Source organism: Micromonospora sp. CA-249363 (assembly GCF_050950185.1).
Classification (GTDB): Bacteria; Actinomycetota; Actinomycetes; order Mycobacteriales; family Micromonosporaceae; genus Micromonospora.
In genome coordinates, this window is sequence record NZ_CP192020.1 from 3,474,574 (window position 1) to 3,487,307 (window position 12,734).

13 protein-coding genes are annotated in these 12,734 nt (G+C 73.8%); 10 read left to right on the forward strand and 3 right to left on the reverse strand.

Annotation, left to right across the window (positions count from 1 at the left end):
• Position 1: 1 nt before the first annotated feature.
• Positions 2-517 (forward strand): hypothetical protein, encoded by a 516-nt coding sequence (locus tag ACQPZK_RS16075; protein WP_433539061.1) that lies wholly within the window; start codon positions 2-4, stop codon positions 515-517.
• A gap of 124 nt (positions 518-641) precedes the next feature.
• Complete coding sequence (helR, locus tag ACQPZK_RS16080; RefSeq protein ID WP_433539231.1) at positions 642-2,795, forward strand: RNA polymerase recycling motor ATPase HelR; 2,154 nt, start codon at positions 642-644, stop codon at positions 2,793-2,795.
• A 129-nt stretch (positions 2,796-2,924) separates the two neighbouring features.
• Here the strand turns inward: helR and ACQPZK_RS16085 are convergent, their stop codons facing one another.
• On the reverse strand, positions 2,925-3,821 hold the full coding sequence (locus ACQPZK_RS16085; protein ID WP_433539062.1) for an aldo/keto reductase: 897 nt from the start codon (positions 3,819-3,821) through the stop codon (positions 2,925-2,927).
• A 73-nt stretch (positions 3,822-3,894) separates the two neighbouring features.
• Positions 3,895-5,184 (reverse strand): MFS transporter, encoded by a 1,290-nt coding sequence (locus tag ACQPZK_RS16090; protein ID WP_433539063.1) that lies wholly within the window; start codon positions 5,182-5,184, stop codon positions 3,895-3,897.
• Positions 5,185-5,348: 164 nt separating this feature from the next.
• Here ACQPZK_RS16090 and ACQPZK_RS16095 point away from each other — a divergent pair, with 164 nt between their 5' ends.
• Both ACQPZK_RS16095 and ACQPZK_RS16100 read left to right on the forward strand, forming a co-directional pair.
• Entirely contained in the window at positions 5,349-6,338 is a 990-nt protein-coding gene (locus ACQPZK_RS16095; protein ID WP_433539064.1) for a LacI family DNA-binding transcriptional regulator, read from the forward strand.
• Between the two features lie 77 nt (positions 6,339-6,415).
• Positions 6,416-7,117: an alpha/beta hydrolase gene (locus tag ACQPZK_RS16100; protein WP_433539065.1), complete on the forward strand. Its 702-nt coding sequence runs from the start codon at positions 6,416-6,418 to the stop codon at positions 7,115-7,117.
• A 13-nt stretch (positions 7,118-7,130) separates the two neighbouring features.
• Here the strand turns inward: ACQPZK_RS16100 and ACQPZK_RS16105 are convergent, their stop codons facing one another.
• Positions 7,131-8,255 carry an FUSC family protein gene (locus tag ACQPZK_RS16105; RefSeq protein ID WP_433539066.1) on the reverse strand — a complete coding sequence of 375 codons (1,125 nt, stop codon included), beginning with the start codon at positions 8,253-8,255 and terminating at the stop codon, positions 7,131-7,133.
• 282 nt (positions 8,256-8,537) lie between these two features.
• Here ACQPZK_RS16105 and ACQPZK_RS16110 point away from each other — a divergent pair, with 282 nt between their 5' ends.
• The 6 genes from ACQPZK_RS16110 to ACQPZK_RS16135 all read left to right on the forward strand — a co-directional run bounded on the left by ACQPZK_RS16110 (position 8,538) and on the right by ACQPZK_RS16135 (position 12,733).
• Positions 8,538-8,693 carry a hypothetical protein gene (locus ACQPZK_RS16110; RefSeq protein ID WP_433533730.1) on the forward strand — a complete coding sequence of 52 codons (156 nt, stop codon included), beginning with the start codon at positions 8,538-8,540 and terminating at the stop codon, positions 8,691-8,693.
• A gap of 162 nt (positions 8,694-8,855) precedes the next feature.
• On the forward strand, positions 8,856-9,662 hold the full coding sequence (locus tag ACQPZK_RS16115) for an LppM family (lipo)protein (protein WP_433533731.1): 807 nt from the start codon (positions 8,856-8,858) through the stop codon (positions 9,660-9,662).
• Between the two features lie 152 nt (positions 9,663-9,814).
• Entirely contained in the window at positions 9,815-10,150 is a 336-nt protein-coding gene (locus ACQPZK_RS16120; protein WP_433533732.1) for a hypothetical protein, read from the forward strand.
• Between the two features lie 13 nt (positions 10,151-10,163).
• Positions 10,164-10,772: a glycine zipper family protein gene (locus ACQPZK_RS16125; RefSeq protein ID WP_433533733.1), complete on the forward strand. Its 609-nt coding sequence runs from the start codon at positions 10,164-10,166 to the stop codon at positions 10,770-10,772.
• Positions 10,769-11,467, forward strand: a complete 699-nt coding sequence (locus ACQPZK_RS16130) for a carboxypeptidase-like regulatory domain-containing protein (protein ID WP_433533734.1) — start codon at positions 10,769-10,771, stop codon at positions 11,465-11,467. The genes ACQPZK_RS16125 and ACQPZK_RS16130 overlap by 4 nt, the downstream gene beginning before the upstream one ends.
• Positions 11,468-11,491: 24 nt before the next feature.
• The gene (locus ACQPZK_RS16135; protein WP_433533735.1) at positions 11,492-12,733 is read left to right on the forward strand and encodes a phage tail sheath family protein; all 1,242 of its coding nucleotides are present in this window, start codon (positions 11,492-11,494) and stop codon (positions 12,731-12,733) included.
• The last annotated feature ends 1 nt before the right edge of the window (position 12,734 follow it).

A 12,734-nucleotide genomic window follows, 5' to 3' on the forward strand; every position in this document is an offset into this window, starting at 1 on the left:
GATGGTCACCTGGGGCAGGTTTCTACTGGGGTCGGTTCTCCTGCTGGCCGGCTGCACGGCGAGTGGTCAGCCGGCGACGAATGCCGACGGCCCGGCCACGGCGTCGGTGAACACGGCGACCGGCTGCGCGGCGCGCGTCGAGACCGGGTCACTGCCCGACTGGGCGGACGAGGGGTTCCACGGGGACACCCGCGCGCCGCACGTCTTCGGCGCACGGGGCGAGATCGTGGCGGTGCTGTTCGGCAACCCGCTCGCGCAGGTCCGATCGGACGGGTCGAACAACAAGATCCTCTGGGTGGCCCGGCCCGCGACGACCTCGCCGGCCCCGGGGGCGTCGACCACGCTGGAGATCACCGCGACGCTGGACGGCACCGACACGACAGTGACCCACGAGGTCGCCGGCGGGCCGGGGCCGTCGATCATCGACATGCCCGAGGCGGGGTGCTGGCATCTCGATCTGCGGTGGGCCGGGCGTACCGACACGATGGATCTCGTCTACGCCGATCGGAAGCCGTGAGGACGGGGACAACCCTTCCGCCATATCCAACATATACCGCATGGGGGGACTTGCGGCAAGGCCCCCGCTGTGCCGCAGAATGGCCCGTCCAAGGCCATGACCTGCGGAAACGGGAGCCATGCAGATGAACGTGTCGTCGTCGGCGGCCAGTGTGTTCGACCTGCCGGAGAACCTCGCCGCCAAGGCCGACCCGGCGCTCGTCGCCCGGGACGAGCAGCACTTCGCCGTGATCGCGACGAGCCTTCAGCGGTCCGTCGCGGACCTGTCCGACCGCCTCGACGCCGAGCGTCGGGCGCCCGCCGGCAAGGGGCGGCAGGCGGTCGTCCGGGATGAGGAGGTCCGGCGGCTGACCGCCCGCCTGCGCGCGCTGCGTCGTTTCGGCCTGGACCTGTGCCTCGGCCGCATCGTGCACGCGGACGACCCCGATCCCGTCTACATCGGACGGTTCGGCCTCAGCGACGGCGACGGCCGCCGGCTGCTGCTCGACTGGCGCTCGCCGGCCGCCGCGCCGTTTTTCGGTGCGACCCACGCCAACCCGATGGGCCTCGCGAGCCGACGCCGGTACCGCTGGACCCTCGGTCGGATCAGCGACTACTGGGACGAGGTGTTCACCCCGGACGGGTTCGAGGGGCACGCCGCGCTGGACGACCAGTCGGCGTTCATCGCCAGCCTCGGCGGCAACCGCTCGGCGCGGATGCGCGACGTGCTCGGCACCATCCAGGCCGACCAGGACGCCATCATCCGGGCCGGATCACGCGGCGCGCTCGTCGTCGACGGCGGTCCGGGCACGGGCAAGACCGTCGTCGCCCTGCACCGCACCGCGTACCTGCTCTACTCCGACCCGCGCCTGCGGCAGGGCCGCGGCGGGGTGCTGTTCGTCGGGCCGCACCAGCCCTACCTGGCGTACGTCGCCGACGTCCTGCCCAGCCTCGGCGAGGAGGACGTGCAGACCTGCACCCTGCGGGACCTCGTACCCCAGGGCGCCTCGGCGGCCGTCGAGACCGACCCGGAGGTGGACCGCCTCAAGTCCTCGGCCGACCTGGTGGGGGCGATCGACGCGGCCGTGCGCTTCTACGAGGAGCCGCCGACGACGGCGCTGACCGTCCCGGCCGGCGACACCGACATCCGGCTGGACGCCGACGACTGGGCCCAGGCGTTCGAGGCGCCCGGACCGGGCACCCCGCACAACGAGGCCCGCGACGAGATCTGGGACGAGCTGCTGAGCATCCTGCTCGGCAGGTACGACGGCGACGAGCCGGAGGACCTCGTCCGCGCGGCGCTGCGGCGCGACCCGGAACTCCGTACGACGGTGAACCGCGCCTGGCCGCTGCTCGACGCCGCCGACCTCGTCGCGGACCTGTGGTCGGTGCCCGCCTACCTGCGCAGATGCGCCCCCTGGCTCGCTCCGGAGGACGTCCGCCGGCTCCAGCGCGTCGACGCCCGCGCGTGGACGGTGTCCGACCTGCCGCTGCTGGACGCGGCACGGCAGCGGCTCGGCGATCCGGAGGCGTCGGGGCGTACCCGCCGTCGTGAGGCCACGATCGCCGCCGAACGGGCACGCATGGCGACGGTCGTCGACGAGCTGATCGAGGCGCACACCTACGACGACGGCGAGGGCGTGCTGTCGAGCCTGCGCCAACTGGACCTGCAGGACGCGCTCGTCGACGAGGCCGTCCTGCCGGGCGTCGACGCGGACCTGTTGGCCGGCCCGTTCGCGCACATCGTCGTGGACGAGGCGCAGGAGCTGACCGACGCGCAGTGGCAGATGCTGCTGTCGCGGTGCCCGTCGCGCAGCTTCACCATCGTCGGGGACCGGGCCCAGGCCCGGCACGGGTTCACCGGCTCGTGGGCGGAACGACTCGCCCGCGTCGGACTCGACGACGTGACCCTGACCTCGTTGACCATCAACTACCGGACGCCCCGGGAGGTCATGGCGCAGGCCGAACCGGTCATCCGGGCCGTACTCCCGGACGCGAACGTGCCGACCTCGATCCGCGGCAACGGGATCCCCGTCACCCACGGATCGGTGGCCGACCGGGACGCGATCGTCGACGGCTGGCTCGCGGAGCACACCGAGGGGATCGCCTGCGTCATCGGCGACCCCACCTTCACGCCCCGGGACCGGGTCCGGTCGTCGACCCCCGAGCTGTCGAAGGGGCTCGAGTTCGACCTGGTCGTCCTCGTCAACCCGCACCTGTTCGGCGAGGGCGTCCAGGGCGCCGTCGACAGGTACGTGGCGATGACCCGCGCGACCCGGCAACTCGTGGTCCTCACCTAGCCACTCCGGTGATCATGAAGTTATCGGCGTGACACGCCGGCATCGACGGCAACAACTTCATGATCACCGGGGCGGGGGCGGGGCGGGGCGGGCGCGGGAGCGGGGGCCGGGGGCGGGGCGCGGGCGGGGTCAGGGCAGGCGGAGCAGGTCCTCCGGGGTCAGGTGGAGGGCGGCGGCGGCGATGTTCTCCACCAGGTGTGCCGGGTCGCCGGTGCCGGGGATGGCCAGGACGTGAGGGCCCTGGTGCAGGGTCCAGGCCAGGCGTACCTGCGAAGGGGTGACGCCGTGGTCGCGGGCGACCGCCTCGACGGCGGCGCCCGGCGCGGCGGTCGCGCCCGCTTCCCGGAAGGTTCCGGCCAGCGCGAAGAACGGCACGTAGGCGATCCCCCGCGCACCGCAGGCCCGGACGAAGGCGTCCTGCTCACGGTAGGCGTCCACGCCGTAGTTGTTCTGCACACAGACCACGGGCGCGATGCCGGCCACCTCGTCCAGCTGCTCGGGCCGGACGTTGGACAGCCCGAGGTGCCGGATCAGCCCGGCGTCGCGCAGTTCGGCCAGGGCGCCGAACCGCTCGGCCAGCGGCACCGCGCCCGGCCCGCGGCCGAGCCGTAGGTTCACCACGTCGAGCTGGTCGCGGCCGAGACGCCGCAGGTTCTCCTCGACCTGCGCGCGCAGCTGCGCGGCGGTGACCGCCTCGTGGAACCCCGCCGCCGGGTCGTAGCCGAAGCCGACCTTGGTGACGATCACCAGATCCTCGGGGTACGGGGTGAGGGCAGCCCGGATCAGCTCGGTGGCGTACCGGGCGGGACCGGTGCCCACCCGCAGGGTTCCGCCGGGCGAGACGTAGAACGCGGCCGTGTCGATGTGGTTGACGCCCAGCTCCACGGCGCGGCGCAGCAGCGCGATCGCACGCTCACGGTCAGGGTTCGCGGTGATCCGCATCGAGCCGAAGCCCATCCGGCGCACCGTGCGGTCGCCCAGGGTCCAGGTGCCCGCCGCGGCGGCGGTGATCTCGTCGGTTGGCATCGGGCGACCGTAGCCAGCACGGGCGCGCGGCGCACTCGGCCGCGCGCCCGATACCGGTACGCCCCGATCCGGGCTAGTTTTGCTGTGCTGCCGGCGCCTGCTCGGCGACGGCCTCCTCCGACTCCTCCTCGGCGGCGCGCGGCGGGCGCAGCGCCGGCACCAGCGCCAACGTCGGCAGGAGCAGCAGCGGCACCACCAGCAGCGCCCGCAGGACCCCGACGTGATCGCCGAGCAGCCCCAGCAGCGGCGGGCCACCCAGGAACGCCGTGTAGCCGATCACCGCGACGACGCTGACCCGTACCGCCGCGTGCGCCTCCTCGTCGGCCGCCGCGCTCATGCCGACGGGAAAGCCGAGTGACGCGCCGATTCCCCACAGCGCGACGCCCACGATGGCCACCGGTCCCGAGCCGGCCAGCACGGCCAGCGCCGCGCCGACGGCGGCGAGCAGGACGGTGCCGCTGAGGACCGGCACCCGCCCCCAGCGGTCCAACGCGATCGTGCCGGCGGTGCGACCGAGGGTCATGCCGACGACGAACACGCCGAAGACCGCCGCGCCGGCCGCCTCGCTCAGGTCCCGACCGTCGACGAACGCGACGGCCAGCCAGTCGTTGGCGCTGCCCTCGGTGAAGGCCGCCACCAGTACGAACAACCCGATCAGCAGGGTGCGGGGCTCACGCCAGGCGGCGAGCTGGGCCCGCCGACGGCCGGCCGGGCTGGTGTCCGTCGAGGCGTCGGCCGCGTTCACGGCCGGCTGGGGCAGGTACGCCCGGGAGGCGAGCACGGTGCCGACCAGGACCACGACCGCTATCACGGCGAGGTGCGCGCCGACCGGCACGTCCAGGCGGGCCGCCCCGGCGCCGACGCCCGCGCCGGCCACCGACCCGAGGCTCCAGGCCGCGTGGAAACGGGGCATGACGGTACGCCCCAACCGACGCTCCACCGCCGCGCCCTCGACGTTCATCGCCACGTCGCACGCGCCGGAGCCGTAGCCGAAGGCGACCATCCCCAGCGCGACGACGGCGGTCGACCCGGCGACCGTCGCGCCCAACCCGGCCACGACCAGGCCCACCGCGACCAGCACGGTGGAGAGGGTCACCGTGCGGGCCGAGCCGAGGCGCTGGGCGAGCAGCCCGGACGTCGGCATGGCGAGCAGCGCGCCGACGCTCAGCGCCAGCAACAGCAGCCCGAGACGGCCGGCGGACAGGTCCAGCGCCTCCCGGACGGCCGGCACCCGGGAGAACCAGCTACCGACGGCGAGGCCGTTCAGGGTGAAGGTGAAGGCGACGCCGTTGCGGGCGAGCCGGACGGCGCGCGCCGGCACGGTGGCGTCCGGAACGACGGCGGGACTGGTGGGGGCGCTCAAGGGGGTGGTCCTCTTCCTGGGGGGTGATCTCCTGGCACGATCGCACACCTGAGAGCGCTACCACCACAAGCGGGCCACCACCCCTTACCGGCGGCATGCAGGTCGGGGGATGATTCCTGGCAGGCGCACGCCCGCGGGGGGTGGGCGTCGTCGGGGAGGACACGATGACGGCAGCGGCGCACCGCCCAGCCACTCTGGAGGACGTCGCCCGGGCCGCCGGGGTGTCCCGGTCCACCGCCTCCCGGGTGATCGCCGGCACGGGATTCGCCTCGCCGGCCGCCCGGGCACGGGTGGTGACGGCGGCCGACCAGCTCGGCTACGTGCCCAACTCGGCCGCGCGCGCACTGGTGCGCGGCGGCGGCGTACGGCTGGTGGTGGCCGCCCTGGGGACCAGCGCGGCGGTGCTGGACGACCCGTACGTGGACCGGGTGGTCGCCTCGGCCGCCCGGGTGTGCGGGCCGGCCGGCATCGGGGTGGCCCTGCACTGGCTGGCGCTGGGCGACCCGTACGGCCTCGACCAGCTCGCCGCCGATCGCAGCGTGTGCGGGGTCGTGCTGGTCAACACCACCGAGGAGCTGCTCGACGCCGTACCCCGGGCGCTGCACGGCCGGATCGCCTCGATCGGCATCGGCTCGGCCACGGTGCCGTCGTTCGACGTCGACAACACCACCGGCGCCGGCGCGGTGCTGCGCCACCTGTACGAGACGGGCCGCCGCCGCATCGCCATGGTGACCGGCCCGCGCTGGCTGCCGTGCGCGCAGCGGCCCGTGCGGGCGTACCGCCGGCTGATGCGCGAGGCCGGCCTGCCGGAGCGGGTCGTGTGGGGGGACTTCACGGCGGCGCGGGGCCGGGAGGCGGCCGGCGAGGCGCTGCGTCGCTGGCCGGACGTCGACGCGATCTACGCGATCAGCGACGAGACGGCCCTCGGGGTGATCGCGGCGCTGCGCGAGGACGGCGTACGCGTGCCCGGCGACGTGGCGGTGGCCGGCTTCGACGACATCCCGCTGGCCGGCATGACCACGCCGGCGCTCACCACCGCGAGTCACCCCGTGGGCCGGATCGCCGCCGCGGCGGCCACCGCCGTGCTGGCCGGCCGCCCGGGAGCGCCGGTGACGCTCTTCCCGTCCGCCCTGGTGGCCCGCGACAGCGCCTGAGCCTGCCGCCCGCTTAACGGGCGGCCGACCGGGTAACCGCCTCGCACCTCTCGTCGACCGCGAGGAGCTGGTGGCCCGTGTCCGACCCCGCGCCGCCGAGCCGGGCGCCCGCGCAGGGTCACCGGCACGGCCGGTTGACCACACGCCCGCACCCGCCGGTGGTGACCGGGCCGCCCGGCATCGTGCCGCTGCCGGGTGGCGACGGCGGCCGGCCGGCCATGGCGTACGTGCCGGAGCCGGCCGCCGACGGCGCCCCGTACCGGCTGGTGGTGCTGCTGCACGGGGCGGGTGGCTCCGCCCGGCACGGACTGGACCTGCTGCTGCCGGTCGCGGACGCGCACCGCCTGCTGCTGATCGCCCCGCAGTCGTCGGCGACCAGTTGGGACCTGATCGCCGGTGGCCTCGGGGTGGACGTCGAGCACATCGACGCGTTGCTGGCCAGCGCGTTCGACGGCTACCCCGTCCGCGGTGTGACGCTCGGCGGTTTCTCCGACGGCGCCTCGTACGCGCTCTCGCTCGGCCTGGCCAACGGCGACCTGGTCGACGCGGTGCTGGCCTTCTCCCCCGGCTTCGCCGCGCCGCCGGTCGTCCGTGGGCGGCCACGGATCTTCGTCTCGCACGGGGTGGACGATCCTGTCCTGCCCGTCGACGTGTGCAGCCGCCGCTTCGTGCCGCACCTGCGCGGCATCGGCTACGACGTCACCTACGAGGAGTTCCCCGGCGGTCATGAGCTGCCCGCTGGAATCCGCGCGAGGGCCACCGGGTGGCTCACCGGTTAGGTCGGGGCGTCGGTCAGACGGCGGGGAGGCCGAGGGCCGCGTCCACGCGGGCCAGGACGGCGACGTCGTCGTCGGGGTGCACGCCCCGCAGCAGGTCGATCGCCGTCGCCCGGACCTGACCGATGATCATGGCGAGTGGGAGGGTCTGGGTCGACCCGAAGAGCTGCCCGGCGGTACGGACGGCGGCCAGCGCCGCCTCGTCCGCCCGTACGGCGTGCCGGTCGGCGATCTCCTCCTGCCCGTCCAGGTCGGCGGCGAGCGCCGCGCCGGCCTCCCGGACCGCCTCCACCAGGCAGCGCAGCGCGTCGCCCAGCTCGGGCGGGGTGGGGGTCCGCAGCCGACTGAGCGTCACGCCCGCGCGGGCCAGCACCCGGACGTTGCGAACCACGTAGTCGATCTGCCGGACCGACTCGTCCACCGACCGCAACCGGCCGATGTGCCGACGTCGACGCACGTTGAGCCGCAGCGCCTCGCCGGCGGCGAGCACGCCGTCGCGCAGCCCGTCGACCCGGGCGTCCATGCCCCGGGCGCGGGCCAGCGCGGCCACCGCCGCCGGCTCGTCGCGCCCGTCCAGCGCGTCGGCGATCTCGCCGAGCAGACCGGCCAGCTCGTCGAAGGTGCGCCGTACCTCGGCGACGAGCGGCGCGAGCGGGTGCCGGGCATCGACGAGGAGGCTGACGGCGAGCGCCACCGCGCCGCCGACCAGCGCGTCGACGAAGCGGAACGGCACCAGCGACCCGTCCGGCGGCGCGACCACCACCAGGTAGAGCGCGGAGACGGCGGCCTGCACCAGGGTGACGCCGGTCGCGCCGAAGGCGACCGCGAGCAGGACGGTGAGCAGGATGACCGTGCCGACCGTCCACGTGCTGCCGGGGCCCAGCGCCTGCACGGCCAGGTCCGCGACGAGCACCCCGGCAGCCACCCCGAGCACGACCTCGACGGCCCGCCGGATGCGCTGCCCACGGGCCTGACCGAGGACGATCAGCGCGGCGGCCGGCGCGAAGAACGGCTGCGGATGCCCGAGCAGGCGGGTGGCGAGCAGCCAGGCCACGGTCGCCGCGACGGTCGCCTCCAGCACCGGCCGCCAGCCCTGCCGCAACCGGCGACCGGCGACCCGCAGGCCCGCGAACCACGCCATCGCCATCTCCCACCACCCCGCACCGGCCGGCCGACGCCGTGCGCGACCACCTTCATACCGGTCGCGCGTCACGCCGCCGGAACGCCTCCGGCGATCGTCCACCATCGGACGAAAGGGCCGCTCACCGGGCTGCTCGACGGTCCCGACGCCGCCCCCGGGTCGGTGAGCGGCCGCCGGCACCGGGCACGGTGGCCCGGTCAGCTCCCGGTCAGGGCGCGCAGCAGCGTACGGACGGCGTCCGCGAGATCGGCACGGCTGGCCGGGGTGCCGGGGGTCGGGGCGGTGGCCCGCGCCTCTTTCCGCGCCGGCCGGTACGGCCAGCAACTGCGCAACCCGCTCGCCCTCGCGGCGCGTACGGCCGCGCTGCGTCTCACGCCGGGCAGCGCGGCGCTGCGGAGCATGACGTGGTGCACCAACTGGCGACCGCCGCAGGGCTGAAAAGCGGCGGCGCTGCGGCAGGCGTGGGCGCAAAATTCCAGTCTATTCTTCGGGACCGCCTCCGACCTCGGCCGGATACGACAGTGTCCCGGTACAATCGGCGACTGCCTTGTGACCGATCGCTGACTGCTGATGGTGAAAGCGATCACACACACTGAGCGCATGAACAGGAGCGTCAACCGCGGTAGGGCACTCCGCGTCGCGGTGTGTCTCCTTCTTCTCGCCGCTTTGAGCGGCTGCATGCAACTCAACATCGGGCTCACCGTGAACGCCGACGACACGGTCGACGGGCAGTTGCTGTTGACCGCCCAGAAGTCCCTGCTGAGCGCCCGGAACAAGAACATCCCGGCCGCCTTCGCCGAGCTGCGGCAGAACATCCCGGCGTTGCCTCCCGGCGAGGAGACCACCTACGAGGACAGCAAACTCTTCGGTAGCCAGATCAATTACCGCAGGGCGCCGCTGGCGGGCTTCGACACCGAGAGCGTCAAACTGGTCCGCGACGGCGACTTCTACCGTTTCACGTTGCCGCTGGACCCGAAGAAATACGGCGGGAAAGTCGCCCAGCAGAATCCTCAACAGCAGCAGGCATTCCTCAAGCTGATGTCGTTCGAGATCTCGGTGACCTTTCCCGGACGGGTGATCGACACCAATGGCACCGTCAACGGCCGATCGGTCACCTGGAAGGTCGACTCCAACCAGGACAAGCCGATGGAGTTGCGCGCCGTCGCCGAGGCGCCACCCCGTCCCTCGACCTCGCCGGCAGCCGCCGACACCGACTCGGGTGGTTTCCCGTGGCTGCTGGTCGTCGGCGGCGTACTCCTGCTGCTCGTCCTCGCCGCGGTGGTCGTACTCCTGCTGCGTCGCCGTCGTTCGACGGCGCCGGCGGCAGCCGGTCCGGCCGCGCCCGACCCGACCGCACCCGGCCCGACCCCGCCGGGGCCGCCCGCCGGCGCGCCCGGGCCCAGCTGATCCATCCGGTGGCCGGCCCGTGCCGGCCACCTCCCGGCCCCGGCCGCCCCGCGACGACGGCGACCGGCGTCGGTGCTCCCCGCGCGGGAGCGCCGGCCTCACCACCACCATCACATCCCCGGTCGCACCATCGCAGAAAAGGGGGGATCGCCGTGAACGATCTCTTCACCTGGGCAGCCCTGGGCAGCCTCGCCGGCGCGAGCGCCGCCACCCTGCTGGCCACCAACGTCATCGGCGGGTTGATCGGCCCGAGCGGCGACAAGCTCCGCAAGTGGATCGCCATCGCCATCGCCCTGCTGCTGTCCTACATCTCGGCGGCGTTCGCCGACGAGGTCGGCGGCGAGAAGTGGGTCATCGCGTTCTTCAACGCGCTGGTCATCTTCTCCGCCGCGCTCGGCGTCAACCAGTTCCCGCCCGGCAACCGGCAGGCGACGCCCACGCAGGTCGCCGACGGCCGCGAGCCCCGCGTCTTCCGGTCCTGGGTCTGAGGGAGGTGTCGTCATGATCTTCGGAATCCTCAGCGCGGTGATCCAGATTGCCGGCGGCGCCGTCCTCGGCCTCCTGGCCGGCGGGCCGATCGGCCTGCTCGTCGGGGCCGTCGTGGGTCTGCTGATCGGAGCGGTGTTCGGCTGGGCGGTCGCCTCGGCCGGGGTGTACGCCCCGGACGCCCGCGGGATCTTCCTCTTCGTCGTCGACCACACGTGGAGCCTGCTCAACACGGTCATCGGCGCCGTCTACCTGGTCGTGCACCTCGTCTTCGGGCACTCGCTGGACCGGCCCACGTCGGCCGCCAGCGGGCGGGTCAGTGTGGTGGAGGGGGTCTCCCCCCGCTACGCCACGACCATCGGCACCGTCTGCGCGGGCTCCAACTCCAGCATCCAACGTCACGAGGACGTGCACATCTTCCAGGCGCGACTGCTCGGACCGCTCTACATCCCGCTGGTGCTGGCGAACTACGTGCTGTTCACCGTCGCGCCGATCTGGCTGCTCTACCACGACCACGCCAACGCGCCGATCAACCGGTTCACCCGCTACTTCGAGATCGGCGTCTACCCGCACGTCTGGAACGAGGCCATCGCGTACCGCATCCAGGGGACGCCGCCGCGATGACCATCGACGGGCGCGGACCGATCGAGACGGCCACCGCGGAGCTGGTCGATTGGCTGACCGGCGCAGCGGGGGAACCCGTCCCGATCGGTCCACCCCGCGCGGGCGGCGACGCCGACGGGCTGACCCTCTGGCCCCTGGAACTGCGTCCGGCCCAGCAGACCCGCTCCAGCGGCGCGGTCCGCGAGCCGTACCGGTTCACGGTCCGCTACCTGCTCTGCGTGGCCGGTCCGGCCGGGCTCGCCCTGCTGGACCGGGTGCTCGCCGCCGCGACCCGGGACGGCCGCTACCCGGTGGTGCTGGAGGCCGGCGCGGCGGCCCTGTGGCGTGCGCTGGACGCCGCGCCGCGCCCGGCGCTGCTCATCGACGTCCCGGCTCAGGTGGACCATCCGACACCGGCCGCGCCCCCGGTCCTGCAACCGCTGCGGTTGCGTCAGGTCGCGGTGCGCGCGCTCGCCGGTCGGGTCGTCGGCCCGCAGGACCAGCCCCTCGCCGCCATGCGCGTCGAGGTGCCGGGCACCGCGTCCGCGACCCGCACCGGGTCCGACGGCCGGTTCCTGATCGCCGGGGTCCCGCACGACCCCGAACACCCCCGCCCGGTACGGCTGCGGTTGACCGGTCGCGGGCTCGTGCTCACCGCCGACGTGGACGCGGACGACGACGACATCGTCATCGTCTGCGCGCCGCCGACCCACTGACGCCCACCCCGCACAGGAGGACCGATGCCCAGCTACTTCTCCCCCGGCATCTACGTCGAGGAGGTCCCCAGCGGCGCCCGACCGATCGGACCGGTGAGCACCAGCATCGCCGCGTTCGTCGGCGTCGCCCCGAACCGCGGCGCCCACCTGGGCAAGGCCGTACCGGTGAACAACTGGACCGAGTTCCTGCGGCTCTTCGCGGACGGCGACCAGGTCGAGAGCACGCCGCTGGCCCGGGCCGTGTTCGGTTTCCTGGACAACGGGGGCGCGCGCTGCTGGGTGGTGAACGTCGGCGAGGGCGGCGCGATCACCGGCACCGGCAAGCAACGCGGCGGCCTGCAACTGTTGGAGGCCGTCGACGAGATCTCCATCATCGCCGCGCCGGGCTTCTCCGACCCGGTTTCCCACGAGGCGCTGATCAGCATGGCCGAGCGGACCCGCACCATGGTGGCGATCTGCGACCCGGCCCCGGACATCGACGACATCTCCGCGCTGACCCGGGTCGCCACCCCGTCGTCCGGAAAACCCCCGAAACCCGCCGAGGGGGGCGGGCCGGGCGGTGGCGCGGCGCAGCCGGGCGGCTCCGGCGGCGACGGGCCGGCGTACCGGCCCCGGCAGTCCGAGTTCGCCGCGTTCTACTACCCGTGGGTGCAGGTCCGTGACCCGATCAGCGGGGAGTTGGAGCTCACCCCGCCGAGCGGGCACCTGGCCGGCATCTGGGCCCGCACCGACGCCCTGCGCGGCGTGCACAAGGCGCCGGCCAACGAACCGGTCCGGGGCGCCGTCGACCTCGGTTACCGGGTCACCCGACCCGAGCACGACGTGCTCAACCCCAAGGGCGTCAACGTGATCCGCTACTTCGCCGGCGAGGGCATCCGCGTCTGGGGCGCCCGTACGCTCGCCGCCGAGGCCAGCGAGTGGCGCTACCTCAACGTCCGGCGACTCAGCATCGCCATCGAACAGGCCATCGCGAACGGCACCCGGTGGATGGTCTTCGAACCGAACGACTTCACCCTCTGGCGCTCGATCCGGCGCGACATCGGGGCGTTCCTCACCCGCGTGTGGCGCGACGGTGCGCTGCTCGGGCGCAGCCCGGAGGAGGCGTTCTTCGTCAAGTGCGACGAGGAGACCAACCCGCCGGACGTCCGTGACGCCGGCATGGTGATCGCCCACATCGGCATCGCCGTCGTCAAGCCCGCCGAATTCGTGGTGTTCAAGCTCAGCCAGTGGGCCGGCGGCACCGAGACCGAGACGATCGGAGGCTGAC

Excerpts from the sequence above, each read along its gene's own strand:
- ACQPZK_RS16135 (WP_433533735.1), top strand. The coding sequence starts at position 11,492 with ATGCCCAGCTACTTCTCCCCCGGCATCTACGTCGAGGAGGTCCCCAGC.
- helR (WP_433539231.1), top strand. The coding sequence starts at position 642 with ATGAACGTGTCGTCGTCGGCGGCCAGTGTGTTCGACCTGCCGGAGAAC.
- ACQPZK_RS16115 (WP_433533731.1), top strand. The coding sequence starts at position 8,856 with ATGAACAGGAGCGTCAACCGCGGTAGGGCACTCCGCGTCGCGGTGTGT.
- ACQPZK_RS16130 (WP_433533734.1), top strand. The coding sequence starts at position 10,769 with ATGACCATCGACGGGCGCGGACCGATCGAGACGGCCACCGCGGAGCTG.
- ACQPZK_RS16085 (WP_433539062.1), bottom strand. The coding sequence starts at position 3,821 with ATGCCAACCGACGAGATCACCGCCGCCGCGGCGGGCACCTGGACCCTG.
- ACQPZK_RS16125 (WP_433533733.1), top strand. The coding sequence starts at position 10,164 with ATGATCTTCGGAATCCTCAGCGCGGTGATCCAGATTGCCGGCGGCGCC.
- ACQPZK_RS16075 (WP_433539061.1), top strand. The coding sequence starts at position 2 with ATGGTCACCTGGGGCAGGTTTCTACTGGGGTCGGTTCTCCTGCTGGCC.
- ACQPZK_RS16105 (WP_433539066.1), bottom strand. The coding sequence starts at position 8,255 with ATGGCGTGGTTCGCGGGCCTGCGGGTCGCCGGTCGCCGGTTGCGGCAG.
- ACQPZK_RS16095 (WP_433539064.1), top strand. The coding sequence starts at position 5,349 with ATGACGGCAGCGGCGCACCGCCCAGCCACTCTGGAGGACGTCGCCCGG.